Origin of the sequence: uncultured Brevundimonas sp. (assembly GCF_963977465.1) — a bacterium.
Lineage (GTDB): Bacteria > Pseudomonadota > Alphaproteobacteria > Caulobacterales > Caulobacteraceae > Brevundimonas.
The window spans coordinates 198144-217505 of record NZ_CAXBOQ010000005.1; the positions used below are offsets into that span (position 1 = coordinate 198144).

A 19362-nucleotide genomic window follows, 5' to 3' on the forward strand; every position below is an offset into this window, starting at 1 on the left:
GGGCACCGTGTCGCCGGGGACTCAGCCGCTGTTGCGCAGGCCCGCCGCGACGCCGTTGATGGTAAGCAATATGCCCTCGCGGACGCGGGGGTCGGTGTCCCCGGCGCGACGGCGGCGGATCAGCTCGACCTGCAGATGGTTCAGCGGCTCGATATAGGGCAGGCGCAGCCGGATCAGCCGGTCCAGCTCGGGCTGATCGCCGAGCAATTCGTCCTGGCCCGTGATGGCGAGGACCGCGTCGCGGGTGCGGTTCCATTCCGACATCAGGGCTCCGTAGATGCGGTCGGCCAGGGCGGCGTCTGGTACCAGATCGGCATAACGGCGGGCGATGCTCATGTCGGCCTTGGCCATGATCATCTCCATGTTCTGCACCAGGGTGCGGAAGAAGGGCCATTCGGCGGCCATGGTTTTCAACTCGGCCATGTCGGCCCCCTGGACGGCCGAGCCGAACCCGTACCAGCCGGGCAGCATGACCCGTGACAGCGACCAGCTGAACACCCAGGGAATGGCGCGCAGATCCTCGATGGCGGTCGACGAACTGCGTGAGGCCGGGCGCGAGCCAATCTTCAACTCGGCGATTTCGGCAATCGGGGTGGCGGCGCGGAAATAGTCGACGAAGCCGTCGGTCTCATAGACCAACGCGCGGTAGGCGGCCATTGACGCGGTCGACAGGCCCGCCACGGTCGCGCCGTGGCGGGCCGTGAAGGATTCGTCGGCGACGGGGCGCAGCGAGGCCAGCAGAACCCCGCAGGTCAGGGCGTCGAGGTTGCGTTTGGCGATGTCGGGCGCGCCGTATTTGTTGGCGATGACCTCGCCCTGTTCCGTGATGCGGATGCGACCGTCTACCGTGCCCTGGGGCTGAGCCATGACGCCGGCGAAGCTGGAGCCCCCGCCGCGACCGACGGCCCCGCCACGACCGTGGAACAGCTGCAGCCGGACGCCGGCCTCACGGGTGACGTCGAGCAGGGCGCGCGAAGCCTCGTGCAGCTCCCAGGTCGAGGTCAGATATGAGCCATCCTTGTTGGAGTCGGAATAGCCGATCATCACCTCCTGAACGCCACGGGCGCGGGCCACAGCCAGGGCCGAGGGCTCGGTCATCAGCCGGGACAGGGTCGCCTTGGAGGCTCGCAGGTCGTCGATGGTCTCGAACAGGGGGGCCGCCTGGATCGGACAGGCTCCGGGCTCGGACGGGCGGTACAGGCCGACCTCCTTGAGCAGCAGATAGACCTCCAGCAGGTCGGACGCGGCGTCGGTCTTGGAAACGATATGGGTCCGCAGGGCCCGCGGGCCGAACCGGGCCAGAGCCCCGGCGGCGACTTCGAGGATGGCGCGTTCCTTCAGAGTCTCGGGATCATAGTCGGCATAGGGACTGAACAGCGGGCGTTCGGACTCCAGCTCCGACGCCAGCAGGGTCATGCGCGCCTCCTCGCCCAGCGCCAGATAGTCCGGGCAGACACCCGCCGCGCGGAACAGGTCGGCGACCACCCGTTCATGGACGTCGGCATTCTGGCGCAGGTCCATCGTCGCCATGTGGAAGCCAAACACCTCGGCGGCAGTGATCAGATGGGTCAGGCGGTCGTCGGCAAACGCATCGCCGTGGTGGGCGATCAGGCTGTCGCGCAGCACCCGCAGATCGGTGCGGAAGGCGCCCGGGCCGCTGTAGGCCTCGGCCGCGAACGGCGCGGGACGAGCAGCGGCCAGACCGGTCAGAACCGGATGGGTCGCCGACAGCCGGGCATAGATTTCGGACAGGGCGCGGCGGTAGGGTTCACCAGCGCGATGGGGCGAGGTGTCGCCCGAGGCCTCGGACAGGGTGCGCAGGTCGTCGCTGATCCCGGCCAGGGAGCCTGACAGACTGAGCTCGGCACCGAGGGCATTCACCTCGTCCATATAGAAGCGCAGCACCGCCCGCGCCTGGGTGCGGAAGGCGGCCTCGAGCACGGTCGCGTCGACATTGGGATTGCCGTCCCGGTCACCGCCGACCCAGGATCCGATATGGATGAAGGGCGGCAGGTCCGGCGCGTTCAGGCGACGACGCCACTCGGCCAACTGGGCCGGGGCAGCCAGCAGGAAGACCCGCTCGAGGAAGGAGACGACGGTGTCGATCTCGTCCTGGACCACCAAGCCGGTCGTGCGCACCAGCCGGGTCGCCCACAGGATCACCGTCTGGCGACGCAGCCCCCGGGTCAGGGTGTCGGGCGCACAGGCCAGATCGTCCTGGTCACAGGCATCCAGCAGGTCGCTGACGGCCGTGATGCGGTCGAGAACGCTCTTGCGACGCACCTCGGAGGGATGGGCGGTCAGGACCGGGGAGATCAAGGCACCAGCCAGCAGATCGCGAGCGTCTTCGGGCGTACGATCGACCTCGGCCAGACGCGCCAGCGCGCCCTCAGGCGTATCGGCGCGGGCTCCGTCGTCGGACAGGGCGCGGGCATGACGTTTGCCGGCCCGGTCCTCGGCGACATTGGCCAGCAAGGAGAAGGTGGCAAAGCCGTGGGCCAGGCCGACCGCCTGATCCAGCGACAGCTCGGCCAGCAGCGCCTCCAGCGGCTTGGTGTCATGGGCGTCCGGGTCGCGGTGATAGGCCACGGAGGCCTGGCGCACCGCCTCGATCCGGTCGAACAGGGCCAGTCCGCCCTCATCCCGGATCACATCGCCGAGCAGGCTGCCCAGCAGTCGGACTTCTTCGCGCAGACGGTCGTCGGAGGGGGGAGGCATGGGAGAGTCTTTCGGTAGGGGGCCCTGACAATCCTATCAGGATGCCGCCGGTCGGGCAGCGTCTATGGTAACGCTGAAACCCGATGTGTGCTCCGTCAGCCGGTCAGCTTGTCTTTGCCCGGGTTTTCGCGCATAAGCCCGGGCTTCCGGCGCAAGTGAACCTCGCGTCTCCACCCACACGACCCCCGATCCATCGGGACGAGGTGGGCGAGAACCCCCTGCCGACGTGATCGTCGCCAGGGGATATTTCTCTATGGGGACCGAACCAACTCGCCGGAGCTGAGCGCTTATTTTCTGGATTCAGGTCATTCCGGCCGGAAGCGAAAATGAGCATGAGGTTTGTATGTTCGAGGCCCTGAACGAGCGACTGACAGGCGTTTTCGACCGGATTACCGGGCGTGGCGCGCTGTCCGAAAAGGACGTGGCAGAAGCCATGCGCGAAGTGCGCGTGGCCCTGCTGGAGGCCGATGTCGCCCTGCCGGTGGTCAAGGACTTCATCACCTTCGCCACCGAACGCGCCACAGGCGAGGATGTGATCCGCTCGGTCAAGCCGGCCGATCAGGTGGTCAAGATCGTCTATGACGGGCTGGTCGAGATGCTGGGCGGCGAAGAGCCGACCCCGCTGAATATCAATGCCACGCCGCCCGCCGTGATTCTGATGGCCGGCCTGCAGGGCTCGGGCAAGACCACGACCTCGGCCAAGCTGGCGCTGCGCCTGACCAAGTTCGACCGCAAGAAGGTCATGATGGCCTCGCTGGACACGCGCCGTCCGGCGGCGATGGAACAGCTGGCCACCCTCGGCAAGCAGATCGAGGTCGCGACCCTGCCGATCGTCGAGGGTCAGTCGGCCGTCGAGATCGCCAAACGGGCGCTGCAATCCGCCAAACTCCAGGGCTTCGACGTCCTGATCCTCGACACCGCCGGGCGGATCACGCTCGACGAGGCCCTGATGAACGAGGTGGCCGAGGTCGCCCGGGTCTCGAACCCGGTCGAGACCCTGCTGGTCGCCGACAGCCTGACCGGCCAGGATGCGGTGCGCACCGCCGCCGCATTCCACGAGCGTCTGCCGCTGACCGGCCTGGTCCTGACCCGCGCCGACGGCGACGGTCGCGGCGGGGCCATGCTGTCGATGCGGGCCGTAACCGGCCTGCCGATCAAATATCTGGGCTCGGGTGAGAAGGTCGACGCGCTCGACGTGTTCGACGCCCGCCGCGTCGCCGGTCGGATACTTGGTCACGGCGATATCGTCGCCCTGGTCGAGAAGGCCAGCCAGGAGCTGGACCAGTCCAAGGCCGAGGCCATGGCCCGCAAACTGGCCAAGGGCCAGTTCGATCTCAACGACCTGTCGGCCCAGCTGCAGCAGATGTCCAAGATGGGCGGGCTGCAGGGCATCATGGGCATGCTGCCGGGCGTGGCCAAGATGAAGGCCCAGATGGCCGACAACAACATCAACGACAAGATGATCGCGCGCCAGATCGCCATCATCAGCTCGATGACCAAGACCGAGCGCAAGAAGCCCGACCTGCTGAACGCCAGCCGCAAGAAGCGGGTCGCGGCCGGCTCCGGCGTCGAGGTCCAGGACATCAACCGCCTGCTGAAACAGCATCGACAGATGGCTGACATGGTCAAGTCGCTGTCGCGTGGCGGCGGCAAGAACCTGCAGAAGATGGCCGCCATGATGGGCGGCTTGCCCGGCATGGGTGGCGGCGGGGCCGATATGGCCCGGCTCAAGGCCATGGGCGGCGGCAAGATGCCGGAACCCTCTGCTGACGAAATGAAAGCCATTCAGGACCGGCTCTCCGGCCTGGGCGGCGGACAACTGCCGGGAGGCCTTCCCGGCCTGCCGGGCCTCCCTGCCAAGAAATAGAATTAGAACCCTGGAAAGAGACTGAAAATGCTGAAGATTCGTCTGGCCCGTGGTGGTGCCAAGAAGCGCCCCTACTACTATATCGTCGTCGCTGACTCCCATTCGCCGCGCGATGGCAAATTCATCGAGCGCGTCGGTACCTACAACCCGATGCTGCCCAAGGACGGTGAAAAGCCGCGCGTCACGCTCAAGGTCGAGCGTATCGCTGAATGGCTCGGCAAGGGGGCCCAGCCCACCGACCGCGTCGCCCGCTTCCTGAGCCAGGACGAGACCCTGGGCCAGACGGTCAAGTGGACCCAGTCCAACAACCCGAACAAGGCACAGCCCGGCAAGAAGGCCCAGGAACGCACCGCCGAACGCGCCCAGCGCGAGGCCGATCGCGCCGAGGCCGAGGCCGCTGCCAAGATCGAAGCCGCCGAAGCCGCCGTGAAGGCCAAGGAAGAAGCGGCCGCTGCCGCTGAAGCCGCCAAGAACGCGCCGCCGGCTCCGGAGCCGGAAGCCGCCGCCGAGGAGGCCCCGGCCGCCGAAGGCGCTGCTGAAGAGGCTCCGGCTGCTGAAGCGGCCGCTGAAGCTCCCGCCGCTGAAGAGGCTCCGGCCGCTGACGCCGCTGCCGAGGAAGCCCCGGCTGCCGAAGCCGCTGCTGAAGAAAAGACCGAGGCCTAAACCTCGACCGCCCGCCCCCGGCCTGTGTCGGGGATCAGGTGACAGAAGGCAGCGCCCGACGCCCGGGCGCTGCTTTTCTGTTATCCGGGGGCGAAAGCGGGAACGAACGTCATGACGGCATCAGACACTCTCATCCTCGTCGGCCATGTGGCGGGCGGCTTCGGCGTGCGCGGCGAGGTCAAGATCACCGCCTATACGGCCGACCCGCTGGCCCTGACCGCCTATGGACCGCTGCTGCGGGCCGACGGCACCCATGCCCTGACCGTGCTAACGGCCCGCCCGACCAAGGACGGCATCGTCGGCCGGGTGAAGGAGGTCGAGACCAAGGAACAGGCCGACGCCCTGCGCAATCTGAAACTTTATGTGCCGCGCGACCGCTTCCCCGCCCCGGAAGAAGACGAATTCTACCTGGCCGACCTGGTCGGTCTGGAGGCACGCGATCCGGCTGACGCGGTCCTCGGCACGGTGCGGACGGTGCAGAATTTCGGAGCCGGCGACATGCTGGAGATCACTCCGGCGACCGGCGGCCCGACCTGGTTCGTGCCCTTCACCCGCGAAGCGGTGCCGGATCTGCACATCGCCGACGGCTGGCTGCTGGTTGTGCGCCCCGAAGAGGTCGGCGAGCGCGAACCGGACTAGCGGCCGCGCTGGCGGCCGCGGTTGGCGCGGCCGCCGTTCTGGCGCGGTGCCATGCCGTCGCGGATGTCTGTGCGGGTTTCGGCCAGCATCTGTCCGGTGAAACAACCCATCACATAGGGATATTCGGCGGTCAGCCGGTAGGCATAGTCATAGGTCCGTCCGTCGATGACCACAGTCTCCGACCGGCCATGACAATCATCCAGATCGGCATTGCGCAGCTGAACGCCGTCGGCGTCGATCATGCCCATGATCGGGTAGCCATCCAGCGCCCAGCCGGCCAGGACGTTGTCCCGGGCCCCGGGGATGCAGGACGAGGCGCTGTGGTAGTGGTACTGGCCGCGCCCCTGGGGGTGGCCGTCGCACAGGTCCTGGATCTCATGGGCGGCGGCGTCGCGTCCGGCGTCGTCCAGCGCATTGTAGAAGGCCACGCCGGTCACCGAAAAGCCGATCATTCCCATCGGCAGGCACTGGGGTGTCGCGCTGCGCACCGGGTGGGCGGGAATGGCGAAGTCCAGCGCCTGTTCAGTGATCCGGTTGGGGTTGGTGTCGTATTGATAGGCGGGCTGGTCGGGCGTGATCGGGAACTGCCCCGTCGGCGTTCCGACCGGAAGGCTGTTGCCCTCGACCCGCTGAACCTCGCCCCGGTGGGTCACGGTCAGTTCCGCCTGCGGCCACAGGATTTCGCCCGCGACGCGCGGTTTCTCCAATGGGTTCCAGGTAACGCCATGGAACCACGGCCCGTCGTGGCGCGCGCCGTTGCGGAACTCGGTCTGGCAGGCAAAGACATTGCCCGCGGCCGGATATTGGGTCACGTGGCCGTCGCCGAGCGGCAGGCTCTGCGGCGGGTCATGACGCGCGGCGGCCTGGACAGTGCCGGCCGACAGGGACAGCGCCAACACGACGGCGAGGTTTCGGGCGGCGGTTGTCATTGGCACTCTCCGGGACGACCGTCGTTATACGCGGGCCGGCACGGGTTCCGTCGCTCTGTCCGCGACGCAAAGACCCGCTCAGCCCTCCTCGTCGCCGGCCAGGCCCATCATGTGGAAGCCGGCGTCGACGTGGATGATCTCGCCCGTGGTCGACAGGCCCAGGTCCGAGCACAGCCACAGGGCGCAGCCGGCGACCCCCTCCATCGAGGTGTCCTCCTTCATCGCGCTCATGGCCCGGCCCTGGCTGATCATGCCGCGCCCGCCCGAGATGCCGGCCAGCGACAGGGTGCGCATGGCCCCGGCCGAGATGGCGTTGACGCGGATGCCCCTGGGCCCCAGGTCGCGGGCGATGTAGCGGGTCGCGGCCTCCAGCGCCGCCTTGGCCACGCCCATGGTATTGTAGTTGGGGATGGCCCGTTCGGACCCGAGATAGGTCATGGTGATCATCGACCCGCCGTTGGGCATGATCCGCGCGGCGCGTTTGGCCACATCGACGAAGCTGAAGGCCGAGATGTTCATCGCCAGCAGGAAGCTGTCGCGGCTGGTGTTCTCGACGAAAGAACCCTTGAGCTCGTCCTTGTTGGCGAAGGCGACCGAGTGCACGACGAAGTCGAGGGTGCCGAATTGCTTTTCCAGCTCGGCGAAGGCGGCGTCCATCGAGGCGTCGTCGGTGACGTCGGCCTGCAGCAGCAGTTTCGCGCCGACGCTTTCGGCCAGCGGCCGCACGCGACGCTCCAGCCCCTCGCCCATATAGGTAAAGGCCAGCTCGGCCCCCTGGGCGGCCAGTTGCGAGGCGATGCCCCAGGCGATGGAGTTGCTGTTCGCGACTCCCATGATCAGGCCCTTCTTGCCCTTCATGAGGTCACCCTTGGGCATGTTCCAGCCGCTCTCGCTCGCCATGGTCTGTCTCCTGATCTGTTGGGCCGAGCGTTAGCAGGGGGCCGCGCGCGGGGAAAGCGTCAGCTGATGGTCGTCCGGTCCTGGCGGTCCCGACGGCGAGCCAGCCGCATCAGCATCGGGCTGGCGCTGACCCCGTGGATCACGATCGAGGCGAGGATGATGAAGCCGACGATGGCCCACAGCCGCTCGCTGCTGCCGAAATCGCCGTGGTTGATGGCATAGGCCACATAGTAGATCGAGCCGATGCCGCGAATGCCGAGGAACGACATCAGCAGCCGCTCGCGCCACGGCTGGGGCGAGCCGATCATGGCGATCAGGCCGGCGACGGGTCGCACCACCAGCAGGATGGCCAGGCCGATGGCGGCGTCGGTCCAGGTCAGGGCGTCCAGCAGCCCGTTGGCCAGGGCCCCGCCGAACAGCACCAGCAGCAGCATCATCAGCAGCCGTTCGAACTGGTCCGAGAAGTCGTGCATCTCTTTGTGGAAGTCGTGATCGCGTTCCCAGGCCCGGATGGTCAGGCCGCAGATGAAGACGGCGAGGAAGCCGTAGCCGTGCGCCAGCTCCGCCAGCGCATAGGCGAGGAAGGTGGCGGCCAGGGCGACCAGGCCGTCGCCGAGGCGTGACAGGCCGGCCTTGCGGCTGTGAAAGATCAGAAAGCCGAGACCGCGCCCCGCCAGATAGCCGACCCCCGCCCCGGCCAGCAGCTTCCACACCACCTTGATCGTGAACCAATCGGTCAGGCCGGCGGTCGTGGCCAGGCCACCGGCTGCGGCGAGGATGGCCAGATGGACGAAGGGGAAGGCGAGGGCATCGTTGAGTCCGGCTTCTGAGGTCAGGCCGAAGCGGACCTCGTCGTCGTCGCCGGACTTGGGCGGCCCGACCTGGACGTCGGCGGCCAGCACCGGGTCGGTCGGGGCCATGGCGGCTCCCAGCAGCAGCGACATGGCCAGGCTGAAGCCGAGCCCCATGAAGCCCAGCCAGGCGGTGGCGATGATGGTCAGGGGCATGGCCACGGCCAGCAGCCGCCAGGTCGAGCCCCAGCGCCGCCAACCCAGCGGCCGGTCCAGCTTCAGCCCGGCCCCCATCAGGCTGATAAGCACAACCAGCTCGGCCAGCCGTTCTGTCAGTGTGTCCCAGGTGCGCGGGTCAGGATTGAACGACAGCACCCCGGTGCTGAATACCACTACGCCGATGCCGACGCACAGGATGGCGAGGGTCAGCGGCCAGCGCTTAAGCCCGACGGGGGCCCAGGACACCATCAGGATCACGGCCCCGAGGCCGAGCAGAAACAGGACGTAGGGATCGGCGGTCAGGGTCGTCACCTTCTACAGAGAGACAAGCCTAGCGCGCCGGAGCCGGTTTGGCTCCTGTCCTCAGACCTTGCTGAGGATCAGGGTGCCATTGGTGCCGCCGAATCCGAAACTGTTGGACATGACGTGGGTCAGCGGCCCGTCGTGACGCTGGCGCAGGATCGGCATACCCTCGAACTCGGGGTCGAGGGTCTCGATGTGGGCGCTCTCGGCGGCGAAGTCGTGCTTCATCATCAGCAGGCAGTAGATCGCCTCCTGCGCCCCGGCCGCACCCAGCGAATGGCCGGTCAGGGATTTGGTCGAGGAGATCATCGGCATCTGGTCGCCGAACACGTTGCGGACCGCGCCCATCTCCTTGGAGTCGCCGACCGGGGTCGAGGTGCCGTGCGGGTTCAGATAGTCGATCTTCGGATTGCCGGCCATGTCGAGGGCGATCTTCATGCAGCGCTCGGCCCCCTCGCCCGAGGGGGCAACCATGTCGTAACCGTCCGAATTGGCACCGTAACCGGTGACCTCGGCATAGATGGTGGCACCGCGGGCCACGGCCCGCTCGTATTCTTCCAACACGACGATGCCGGCCCCACCGGCGATGACGAAGCCGTCGCGGGTGGTGTCATAGGCGCGCGACGCCCTCGATGGCGTGTCGTTGAAGTTCGACGACATCGCGCCCATCGCGTCGAACATGTTGGACATCGACCAGTCGATATCCTCGCAGCCACCGGCGAAGACCACGTCCTGCTTGCCCCAGGCGATCTGCTCGGCACCCGCGCCGATGCAGTGGGCGCTGGTCGCGCAGGCCGAGCTGATCGAATAGTTGATACCCTTGAGCTGGAACCAGGTGGCCAGCACCGCGGACGGGCCCGAGGCCATGGCTTTGGGCACGGCGAACGGGCCGATGCGCTTGGGCGAGCCCTTTTCGATGGTGGTGGCCGCCGCCTGCAGGATGATCTGGGTCGAGGGGCCGCCCTCACCGACGATCAGGCCGATGCGGTCCGACCGGATCTCCTCGGCGGACATGCCGGAATCCTTCAGCGCCTCCTCGAAGGCGATATGGCCCCAGGCGGTGCCGTTGGCGAGAAAGCGGGCGGCGCGGCGATCCACCAGCGGGGCCCAGTCCTCGGCCGTCGCGCCCAGCGAGGGCGGGGCCCAGACCTGGGAACGGAAGCCATGCTTGATGTGGTCCGGGGCCGCAACCACACCCGAGCGCGCCACGCGCAAAGAGGCGGTGACCTCATCCTGGCCCGTGCCGATGGAAGAGACGATACCCAGACCGGTGACGACCACACGCCGCATGCTGACTTCCTTACCTAAATCCGTATCCGCGTTGACCGCGAATGTTGTCTGCCGCGGATCAGCCGCCGGCGGGTGCATCTGACGCCGGGGTCGCGCCGAACAGGCCGACCCGCATGTCCGAGGCAGTATAGATGGGGACGCCGTCGGCTTCGAGCACCCCGTCGGCGATTCCCATCACCAATCTGCGATTGATGACCCGCTTGAGATTGATCTTGTAGACCACCTTTTTCACGTCCGGCTGGACCTGGCCGGTGAATTTGACCTCACCGACCCCGAGGGCGCGGCCACGACCGGGGCCGCCGATCCAGCCCAGGTAGAAGCCGACCAGCTGCCACATGGCGTCGAGGCCGAGGCAGCCGGGCATGACCGGGTCGCCGATGAAATGGCACTGGAAGAACCAGAGGTCCGGATGGATATCGAGTTCGGCCTCGACATAGCCCTTGCCGTGTTCGCCACCGTCGGCGCTGATATTCACAATCCGGTCAAACATCAGCATGGGCGGAGCCGGCAACTGGGCGTTGCCCGGGCCAAACAGTTCGCCGCGGCCCGAGGCCAGCAGGGCCTCGTGATCGAACGACGACGGGAATTTCGGCTGGGTCACTCAGGCGCTCCGGATGTCTTTCGACCCGTAGCGCGTCGCGCTGCATGAGGCCGGTGTTGCGCCGGGTTACACGAGGCGGGCGGGCGGCTCAACTGGCGGGGAGACGGTCCGGTCCCTGTCCCGCCGGGCGGGACGCGTCGCACAGGGGATTGCCCTGGGTCCCGAACACGGCGTCGGCGCGAACCCAGCCGCGCAGCTTGCGGGCGCGGATACGGCACCAACCGGACTCGCACGCATCGAGCGGAACGGTGGCCCGGGGGGACAGACGGGCCCGCAGCGGCGACTCGTCCGACTGCCCGGCGTGGACCGGAACCTCCACGGCGGTGGGATTGAACACGGTGCGGCGACCGGAGGCGACGGTGCGATGGATCCAGGCGATCGACCCCTCGGGGTCGCAGACCTTGCGCCATTCCCGGGTCTCGGCGATCACCTGGACCGGCAGGCCCGCGGCCCGGTATTCCCACAGAATGCGATAATCGAGACCCGGGCCCTGGCGGGCGCGCACGCGCGACGATTTCAGCGTCACCCAGCGCGGCACATCGAAACCGGTCGGGGTCGGGCGTCCGTCGGGCATGGTGGCCCCGGCGCTGACCATCAGGCCCAGGCCGATGGCGACCGCCCCGAGGGCGAACCGCCTCGACAGGCTTTGGCGGCGGGGGGCAGCTTTGCTAGACACCGGTATGAATTCCGTCGCGGGCGGGCGCTCCGGGCGTTATCGCCCCTTGGTCACCCGTCAATCCGAAGGCACCGAATGTCCGTCCGCAAGCTTAAGGTCGTATTAACCAGACGCCTTCCCGACGCGGTCGAGACGCGGATGCGCGAACTGTTCGACGCCGAGCTGAACCTGACCGACCGGCCGATGGACCGGGCAGCGCTGGAGGCCGCCGTGCAGCGCGCGGACGTGCTGGTGCCGACCATCACCGACGAAATCGACGCCAGTCTGATCGCCGGGGCCGGTGACCAGCTGAAGATGATCGCCAATTTCGGGGCGGGGGTCGATCATATCGACATCGAGGCCGCGGTCGGACGCGGGCTGATCGTCACCAATACGCCGGGTGTTCTGACCGAGGACACGGCCGATCTCGCGATGGGGCTGGTCCTGGCAGTGTCGCGTCGCATCGTCGAGGGGGCTCAGGTGGTCGCCGCCGGGGAGTTCGAGGGCTGGTCCCCGACCTGGATGACCGGACGCAAGCTGTGGGGCAAGCGGCTGGGTATCGTCGGCATGGGCCGGATCGGCCAGGCCCTGGCGCGGCGGGCCAGGGCCTTCGGCATGCAGGTCCACTATCACAATCGCAAGCCGGTCCCGGCGATGATTGCCGAGGAGCTGGGGGCCACCTACTGGGACGATCTGGACCAGATGCTGGCGCGGATGGACCTGATCTCGCTGAACTGCCCGGCAACGAAGGAGACCTACCATCTGATCTCGGCCGAGCGACTGGCGAAGCTGCAGCCGCATGTGATCCTGATCAACACGGCGCGTGGCGAGCTGATCGACGAGGCGGCCCTGGCCGAGGCGGTCCGGGACCGGGCCATCGCCGGCGTCGGTCTGGACGTGTTCGAACAGGAACCGCTGGTCCATCCGGGCCTGCTGGGCCACGCCAATGTGGTGTTGCTGCCGCATCTGGGCTCGGCCACGATTGAAGCGCGGCAGGACATGGGCGACCGCGTCATTGGCAATATCCTGACCTTCCAGAACGGCCACCGGCCGCCGGATCGCGTCATTCCCGCGATGCTCTGAATTCCGCACGGGCGCAGGGGTGTCGGTGTTTCGATCCGGGCGTTGGATCAAGACTGATCAGTCGCCGCCGCACACCGGACAGGACGGGTCGGCCGGCAGGGCCACGGTTCGCGCTGTTCCGGCCAGACCGTCGTAGAGCAAAAGGCGGCCGGACAGCGGCGTGCCCGCGCCGGTGATCCATTTGATCGCCTCCAGTGCGGCCATCGAACCGATGACACCGGCCACGGCCCCGACCACGCCGACCCGGGCGCAGGTCTCGGCGTCCGGTGGGGCTTCAGGCACGAGGCAGCGGTAACAGGGGCGGCCTTCGAAGACCGCGACCTGACCGCCCCAGCGGCCCAGCGCACCGGAAACCAGCGGAATTCCGGCGGCGACGCAGGCTGCGTTGACGGCAAAGCGGGTGGCGAAATCGTCGGTGCCGTCGAGCACCAGATCGCAGCCGGCGATCAGCGCATCGGCATTGGCATCGGTCAGGCGTTCGGTGACCGGCTCGACCCGGACGTGGGGGTTGAGCGCGCCCAGGGCGGTCGTCGCGGCCTCGACCTTGTGTCGATCCGTATCGGCCTCGGTGAAGATGATCTGGCGCTGGAGGTTGGACAGGGCGACCGTGTCATCGTCGATGAGGCGCAGGGTCCCCACGCCACCGGCGGCCAGATAGAGGGCGGCCGGGGCCCCGATGCCGCCCATACCGATCAGGCCGACAAGCGCGGCCTTCAGCCGTTGCTGGCCGGGGCCGCCCAGTTCGGCCAGCACCAGGTGGCGGGCATAGCGTTCGATTTCGTCATCTGAGAATGTCACCCGTCCCAGTTAGGGCCAGACGCCGTCCAGGTCACGCGTTCAGGCGGCCTGACTCATCTTCAGCATGGTTTCAGCCTGCGGGGCCGAGAGTCCGGAGAGGCAGGGTATGCCGATGCGATCCAACAGGGTCGCGGGGTCGGGACACAGGGTTATCGGCGACTCGAGCCGCCGCGTCGGAACCCCTGTATCGGACAGGATGCGCAGGTCGGTATGGCGAGGATCGAGCATCAACCGCCGCATCAGCCGGTCGACGTCGTTCCGCCCGCCTTCGATCACCTGCAGGATGTGGCCGCGACAGAGCATTACGGCGCTGGTCAGGTGGTCGCGACGGTTGTTGGGTTCAGAGACGCCGAGAATTTGGGCGATCGAGAGCGTCGAGGCACCCATGGTGCCAACCGCTTCACTTGCGTAAATCACGCGATGAAGCATTACCGTTCCCGCTTATTGCTAATTTCGAGGTACATTTTGGCACCATACCCCGCCGGGTGGGCAATATTATGACTAACGCGGCCGTTGTTTTTGCGCCCCTTTCCGCTTGCCTGACCGCAATTGCATCGCCATCTGCCCTGCCATGACCCAGCCCAATCCGAACTTCCCCGACTGGCACGGCACCACCATTCTGGCGGTGCGCAGAAATGGTCTCACGGTGATCGCCGGCGACGGTCAGGTCTCGATGGGGCCGACGATCGTCAAGGGGGCCGCACGCAAGGTCCGCACCCTGGCCGACGGCCGGGTGCTGGCGGGCTTCGCCGGGGCCACCGCGGACGCCTTCACCCTGATCGAGCGGCTGGAGGCCAAGCTGGAACAGTATCCGGACCAGCTGGCCCGGGCGTGTGTCGACCTGGCCAAGGACTGGCGCACCGACCGCTATCTGCGCCGCCTTGAAGCCATGCTGCTGGTCGCCGACGCCAATTCCATCTTCACCGTCACCGGTGTCGGTGATGTGCTGGAGCCCGAGCATGGGGTGGCGGCGGTCGGATCGGGCGGCAATTTCGCCCTGTCAGCGGCTCGCGCCCTGATCGACCACACGGACCTCGACGCCGAACAGGTGGCGCGCAAGGCCATGGAGATCGCCTCCCAGATCTGCGTCTACACCAATGGCAATCTGACGGTGGAAACGCTCGGCAAGGGGAGCGCCCGATGACTGACCTTTCCCCCCGCGAAATCGTTTCCGAACTTGATCGTTTCATTGTCGGCCAGAACGACGCCAAACGCGCCGTGGCCGTGGCCCTTCGCAATCGCTGGCGGCGCAAGCGGGTGCCCGAGGACCTGCGCGACGAGGTTACGCCCAAGAACATCCTGATGATCGGCCCCACCGGGGTCGGCAAGACCGAGATTGCCCGGCGGCTGGCCAAGCTGGGCGGCTCGCCCTTCCTCAAGGTCGAGGCGACCAAATTTACCGAGGTCGGCTATGTCGGCCGCGACGTCGACCAGATCATGCGCGATCTGGTCGAGAGCGCCCTGGTGATCGTGCGCGACAAACGTCGCACCGGGGTCAAGGCCCAGGCCGAAGGGCGGGCGGAAGATCGTATTCTCGACGCCCTCGTCGGGTCGGGCTCGCAGCCGGTGACGCGCGACAGTTTTCGCAAGAAGCTCCGCGCCGGAGAGCTGGACGACAAGGAGATCGAGATTGCCCTGACCGATACGGCCTCGCCGATACCCGGCTTCGACATGCCCGGCGGCGGCAATGTCGGCATGATCAATCTCGGTGAAATGCTGGGCAAGATGGGCGGGCCGCGCAGCAAGACGGTCAAGCTGACCGTGCGCGACGCCGTGGGCCCGCTGGTCGCCGAAGAGAGCGACAACCTGCTGGACCAGGACAGCCTGACCAAGGAGGCGCTGCTGCTGGCCGAGAACGAGGGCATCGTCTTCCTCGACGAGATCGACAAGGTGGCCGCCCGTCAGGGAGCCTCGGGGGCCGATGTGTCGCGCGAGGGCGTGCAGCGCGACCTGCTACCGCTGATCGAGGGCACCACCGTTTCGACCAAATACGGTCCGGTGCGGTCGGACCATGTGTTGTTCATCGCCTCCGGGGCCTTCCATGTGGCCAAGCCCAGCGACCTGCTGCCGGAACTGCAGGGCCGTCTGCCGATCCGGGTCGAGCTGAAGGCGCTGACGCGCGATGACCTGAAACGTATCCTGATCGAGCCGGAGGCCAATCTGATCCGCCAGAACCAGGCGTTGCTCGCTACCGAGGGGGTGACGCTGGTGTTCACGGACGATGCGGTCGAGGCCATGGCCGATGCGGCGGTCGCGGCCAATGGCGCGGTCGAGAACATCGGGGCGCGCCGGCTGCAGACGGTTCTGGAAAAGGTGCTGGAGGAAACCAGCTTCAAGGCAGCCGATCTGTCCGGCCAGACCATCACCTTCGACGGCAAGGCGGTGAACGATCTGGTCGGTGATCTGGCGAAGAATGCGGACCTGAGTCGCTTTATTCTGTAACGCCTCACCCGGCGATCAGGCCGAGATGTTCCAGCAAGATCCGGGTGCCCATGCCGATCAGCAGGAGGCCGCCGATCAGCTCGGCGGCGGGCCCCAGTCGGGCACCGGCGACACGGCCGATGAGCATGCCCAGCGTCGCCAGCACGAAGGTGGTCAGGCCGATCGATACGGCAATGATGCCGATGTTGACGCCGAGAAAGGCCAGCGAGACGCCGACGGCGGCGGCGTCCAGACTGGTGCCGACGGCGGTGGCGACCAGCGCCAGATGGCCCCGGCCCCGGCGTTGTGGTTCGGCGACCGCGGCGGTTTCAGGCGGGACCTGCCGGGTCGCTTCCCAGATCATCTTGCCGCCCACCGCACACAGCAGGCCGAAAGCGATCCAGTGGTCAACCGACTGGATGACTCCGGCTGCCGCCAGGCCGAGGGCCCAGCCGATCACCGGCGTGACGGCCTCGATCACCCCGAACACTAGTCCGGCGCGGACAGCGGCGGACAGGGTGGGGCGATGAACGGCTCCGCGCCCGATGGCGGCGGCGAAGGCATCGGCGGACAGGCTGAGGGACAGCAGCAGAATGGTGATCGCGGACATGGTTCAGGGGCTCCACCGGATGCGTGACAGCACACCGCCGTTCCGGCCGGTGCCGGACAGGCGGTGCGCTGGTCTCGCAAGGCGGATGGCCCGCTGGTCGCACCACGCGCCACGCAGGCGCGAGTGTGTTGATACGACCCCGGCTGGACGATGCCGGCTGCTACTCCCCAACATTGCGGGTTCTAGAGACGGGGGCGGCCGGGATCAAGCGTCACCCTCGCGCCTTAAATACCGGTCGATCTGTGTTATAAGGCCCGTCTTCCCCGTTTTCGCAGGATCATCGCCTTGAGCGTCACGCTCGATCTTTCGCGTGTCTCCACGCCCGCCACCCCCGCGCCCGTCACCCTGTCCGGGATGACGCGAACGGCCCTGCGCGAGGCCCTGATCGCCGCCGACATCTGCCCGCCCGAAAAGGCGAAGATGCGGGCCACCCAAGTGTGGCGCTGGATCCATTTCTACGGGGTCACCGATTTCGCCCTGATGACCGACATCGGCAAGGAGACGCGGGCGAAGCTGGCCAAGGTCTTCACCGTGGCCCGACCCGAGATCGTCGAGCGTCAGGTGTCAAAGGACGGCACCCGCAAATGGTTGATCCGCACCGCGCCGGGCATCGAGGTCGAGGCCGTCTACATCCCCGACGTCGGCCGGGCCGGAGCCCTGTGCGTCTCGTCCCAGGTCGGCTGCACCCTGAACTGCACCTTCTGCCACACCGGCACCCAGAAGCTGGTGCGCAACCTGACGGCGGCCGAGATCGTGGCCCAGGTCCAGGTCTGCCGCGACGACCTAGAGGAATGGCCCAAATTCGGCGAGGACGTCACCGATCAGGATGAGCGGCGCCTGTCCAACATCGTCTTCATGGGCATGGGCGAACCGCTCTACAATATGGACCATGTCGCCGACGCCATCGAGATTATCTCCGACGGCGAGGGCATCGCCCTGTCGCGCCGCCGCATCACCGTCTCGACCTCGGGCGTGGTGCCGCAGCTGGAGCCGCTGGGCACCAAAACCCAGGCCATGCTGGCGATCAGCCTGCACGCCACCAACGACGCCCTGCGCGACGTGTTGGTGCCGGTGAACAAGAAGTACAATCTCGAAGCGCTGATGGCCGGCATCCGCGCCTATCCGGGCATCTCCAACGCCCGCCGGGTGACCTTCGAATACGTCATGCTGAAGGGCATCAACGACAGTCCGGAAGAGGCCCGCGCCCTGATCAAATTGATCGAAGGCATTCCGGCCAAGATCAATCTGATCCCGTTCAACCCGTGGCCCGGCACCGACTATGAATGCTCGGACTGGAAGACCATCGAGCGGTTCGCGGCCATCATCAACAAGGCGGGTTACGCTTCGCCGATCCGCACCCCGCGCGGTCGCGACATCCTCGCCGCCTGTGGCCAGCTCAAGTCCGAGAGCGAGAAGGTGCGGGCCTCGACCCTGCGCAAGGCCGGGCCGGCGGCGGTCGCGGCCGCCTGAGACCCGGCTCCGAAACGCACCGTCACCTTTCTTGACCGGGTGTGGCCCGGGGGCGCTTGCGGATCGGGGCCCCGATCGGGCAAGGATGTTTTGCTTTCGTTCGCCGGATTATCCATGGACCCCTCGTCGTTCACCAATGTTCTGTCCAGCCCGGAGGTGCAGGCGTTTGCCAGCGGCTTCCCGGTCATGGTCATGCATCTCGCCCTGACCCTGGCGCTGCTGGTCGTCGGTGCGGCGGTCTATGCGATGCTGTCGCCATGGAAAGAGATCGCTCTGATCCGCGACGGCAACTCCGCGGCGGCCGTGGCCTTCGCCGGAATCCTGGTGGGTCTGGCCGTGCCCCTGGCCGTGTCCCTGTCCGTCTCGACCTCAGTACGCGATATCGCCATCTGGGGCGTGGCGACGGTGGTGCTGCAGCTGTTCGCCTTTCGCGTCGTCGACACCCTGCTGACCGGTCTGCCCCAGCGTATCCGCGAGGGTGAGATCGCGGCCGCCGTGCTGCTGGTCGGGGCCAAGCTGGCTACGGCCCTGATCCTGGCAGCGGCCCTGACGGGCTGACGCGCCTATGTATTTTCCTCGCCTGCCCGACTGGGTCATCTACGCAGCGGTCATCGGCGTGCTTGTGGTGGTCTCGCTGGGCCGGCGCGAAAATGCCGATGCGCCGCCCGCACCGCCTCCACCTGACCAGATCGAGGACGCCCTGCTGGGGCCGGTGACCCCGTTCGATCCTGCCGTTACCGTTGATGCCCCCAACTCGCCGTTCCGGCCGACCGCCGGCACCGCCTTTTCCATTGCCGCCGACGGGCGCTGGGTCACCGCGCGCCATGTGGTCGAGGGCTGCCGCAAGCCTGCCCTGGTGGTCGGTGGCGGGCGCGCCGTGGCTGCCGCCGTGCGGCTGGCCCCGTGGGCCGATGTCGCGGTCCTGCTCACCGAGGGTGGCCCGCCGGCGGTGCCAGTGGCCCTGAACCGGCCGCTGCGGTCGGGCCAGCGCGCCTTCCATCCCGGTTTCCCGCAGGGCGGAGCCGGTGAGGTCACCACCCGGTTGCTGGGTCGCGAAACGTTGAAGGGTCGTGCCCGCGGGCATCGCGAGGAAGAGGTCCTGGCCTGGGCCGAGGTCGGGCGTACGGCCGGGCTGGAGGGTACCCTGTCCGGTCTGTCGGGCGCACCGGTGCTGGACCGGCAGGGCCGGGCGCTGGGCGTGACCATCGCCGAGGCCCCGCGCCGTGGGCGGATCTATACGACGGTGCCGGAAGGCTTCAGTGCCGCCCTGCGCGGCCTGCAGGAGGCCGATGAGCCGCTGCAGGGTGAGCCGGTCACGATCGACAACTACGGCCGGGTCGCCGATGCCATGCGTCGGGACCTGCGGGTCGCCCAGGTGGTCTGCCTCGGCCGCTGATGGTGATCG

The 19362-nt window shown here is 67.5% G+C and carries 19 protein-coding genes; 9 read left to right on the top strand and 10 right to left on the bottom strand.

Going from position 1 to position 19362, the window contains the following annotated elements; all coding sequences use genetic code 11:
* Positions 1-21: 21 nt before the first annotated feature.
* Positions 22-2718, bottom strand: a complete 2697-nt coding sequence (gene ppc, locus AAC067_RS12090) for a phosphoenolpyruvate carboxylase (protein WP_339932851.1) — start codon at positions 2716-2718, stop codon at positions 22-24.
* 343 nt (positions 2719-3061) lie between these two features.
* Between ppc and ffh the strand changes: the two genes are divergently transcribed.
* From ffh to rimM, 3 genes are all read left to right on the top strand, one after another.
* Entirely contained in the window at positions 3062-4585 is a 1524-nt protein-coding gene (gene ffh, locus AAC067_RS12095) for a signal recognition particle protein (RefSeq protein WP_339932853.1), read from the top strand.
* 27 nt (positions 4586-4612) lie between these two features.
* Positions 4613-5248 carry a 30S ribosomal protein S16 gene (rpsP, locus tag AAC067_RS12100; RefSeq protein WP_339932855.1) on the top strand — a complete coding sequence of 212 codons (636 nt, stop codon included), beginning with the start codon at positions 4613-4615 and terminating at the stop codon, positions 5246-5248.
* Positions 5249-5359: 111 nt separating this feature from the next.
* Complete coding sequence (gene rimM, locus AAC067_RS12105) at positions 5360-5887, top strand: ribosome maturation factor RimM (protein WP_339932857.1); 528 nt, start codon at positions 5360-5362, stop codon at positions 5885-5887.
* Here rimM and AAC067_RS12110 read toward each other — a convergent pair.
* The 6 genes from AAC067_RS12110 to AAC067_RS12135 all read right to left on the bottom strand — a co-directional run bounded on the left by AAC067_RS12110 (position 5884) and on the right by AAC067_RS12135 (position 11596).
* The gene (locus AAC067_RS12110) at positions 5884-6816 is read right to left on the bottom strand and encodes a YHYH protein (RefSeq protein ID WP_339932859.1); all 933 of its coding nucleotides are present in this window, start codon (positions 6814-6816) and stop codon (positions 5884-5886) included. The two genes, rimM and AAC067_RS12110, sit on opposite strands and share 4 nt — an antisense overlap.
* A 78-nt stretch (positions 6817-6894) precedes the next feature.
* The gene (locus AAC067_RS12115; RefSeq protein WP_339933195.1) at positions 6895-7692 is read right to left on the bottom strand and encodes an enoyl-ACP reductase; all 798 of its coding nucleotides are present in this window, start codon (positions 7690-7692) and stop codon (positions 6895-6897) included.
* Positions 7693-7775: 83 nt separating this feature from the next.
* The gene (locus AAC067_RS12120) at positions 7776-9038 is read right to left on the bottom strand and encodes a cation:proton antiporter (RefSeq protein ID WP_339932861.1); all 1263 of its coding nucleotides are present in this window, start codon (positions 9036-9038) and stop codon (positions 7776-7778) included.
* Between the two features lie 51 nt (positions 9039-9089).
* Positions 9090-10319: a beta-ketoacyl-ACP synthase I gene (gene fabB, locus AAC067_RS12125; RefSeq protein ID WP_339932863.1), complete on the bottom strand. Its 1230-nt coding sequence runs from the start codon at positions 10317-10319 to the stop codon at positions 9090-9092.
* 58 nt (positions 10320-10377) lie between these two features.
* Complete coding sequence (gene fabA / locus AAC067_RS12130) at positions 10378-10920, bottom strand: 3-hydroxyacyl-[acyl-carrier-protein] dehydratase FabA (protein ID WP_339932865.1); 543 nt, start codon at positions 10918-10920, stop codon at positions 10378-10380.
* Between the two features lie 88 nt (positions 10921-11008).
* The gene (locus AAC067_RS12135) at positions 11009-11596 is read right to left on the bottom strand and encodes an SH3 domain-containing protein (protein WP_339932867.1); all 588 of its coding nucleotides are present in this window, start codon (positions 11594-11596) and stop codon (positions 11009-11011) included.
* Positions 11597-11671: 75 nt separating this feature from the next.
* On the opposite strand from AAC067_RS12135, the gene AAC067_RS12140 reads away from it, so the two are divergent.
* A complete protein-coding gene (locus tag AAC067_RS12140; protein ID WP_339932869.1) occupies positions 11672-12658 on the top strand; it encodes a D-glycerate dehydrogenase in 987 nt (328 codons plus the stop codon).
* A 57-nt stretch (positions 12659-12715) separates the two neighbouring features.
* On the opposite strand, the gene moeB is transcribed toward AAC067_RS12140, so the two are convergent.
* Together moeB and AAC067_RS12150 are read right to left on the bottom strand one after the other, a co-directional pair.
* Positions 12716-13456: a molybdopterin-synthase adenylyltransferase MoeB gene (moeB, locus tag AAC067_RS12145; protein WP_339932871.1), complete on the bottom strand. Its 741-nt coding sequence runs from the start codon at positions 13454-13456 to the stop codon at positions 12716-12718.
* 39 nt (positions 13457-13495) lie between these two features.
* The gene (locus tag AAC067_RS12150; RefSeq protein WP_339932873.1) at positions 13496-13885 is read right to left on the bottom strand and encodes a BLUF domain-containing protein; all 390 of its coding nucleotides are present in this window, start codon (positions 13883-13885) and stop codon (positions 13496-13498) included.
* A 142-nt stretch (positions 13886-14027) separates the two neighbouring features.
* On the opposite strand from AAC067_RS12150, the gene hslV reads away from it, so the two are divergent.
* A complete protein-coding gene (gene hslV / locus AAC067_RS12155) occupies positions 14028-14600 on the top strand; it encodes an ATP-dependent protease subunit HslV (RefSeq protein WP_339933197.1) in 573 nt (190 codons plus the stop codon).
* On the top strand, positions 14597-15898 hold the full coding sequence (gene hslU / locus AAC067_RS12160) for an ATP-dependent protease ATPase subunit HslU (protein ID WP_339932875.1): 1302 nt from the start codon (positions 14597-14599) through the stop codon (positions 15896-15898). The genes hslV and hslU overlap by 4 nt, the downstream gene beginning before the upstream one ends.
* Before the next feature lie 4 nt (positions 15899-15902).
* Here hslU and AAC067_RS12165 read toward each other — a convergent pair whose 3' ends face one another.
* Entirely contained in the window at positions 15903-16487 is a 585-nt protein-coding gene (locus tag AAC067_RS12165; RefSeq protein ID WP_339932876.1) for a manganese efflux pump MntP family protein, read from the bottom strand.
* A 285-nt stretch (positions 16488-16772) separates the two neighbouring features.
* On the opposite strand from AAC067_RS12165, the gene rlmN reads away from it, so the two are divergent.
* The 3 genes from rlmN (at position 16773) to AAC067_RS12180 (ending at position 19353) form a co-directional block, all read left to right on the top strand.
* The gene (gene rlmN, locus AAC067_RS12170; protein ID WP_339932878.1) at positions 16773-17957 is read left to right on the top strand and encodes a 23S rRNA (adenine(2503)-C(2))-methyltransferase RlmN; all 1185 of its coding nucleotides are present in this window, start codon (positions 16773-16775) and stop codon (positions 17955-17957) included.
* A gap of 114 nt (positions 17958-18071) precedes the next feature.
* Positions 18072-18515 (top strand): DUF350 domain-containing protein, encoded by a 444-nt coding sequence (locus AAC067_RS12175; protein ID WP_339932880.1) that lies wholly within the window; start codon positions 18072-18074, stop codon positions 18513-18515.
* A 7-nt stretch (positions 18516-18522) separates the two neighbouring features.
* Positions 18523-19353 carry a serine protease gene (locus AAC067_RS12180; protein ID WP_339932882.1) on the top strand — a complete coding sequence of 277 codons (831 nt, stop codon included), beginning with the start codon at positions 18523-18525 and terminating at the stop codon, positions 19351-19353.
* Positions 19354-19362: the final 9 nt, after the last annotated feature.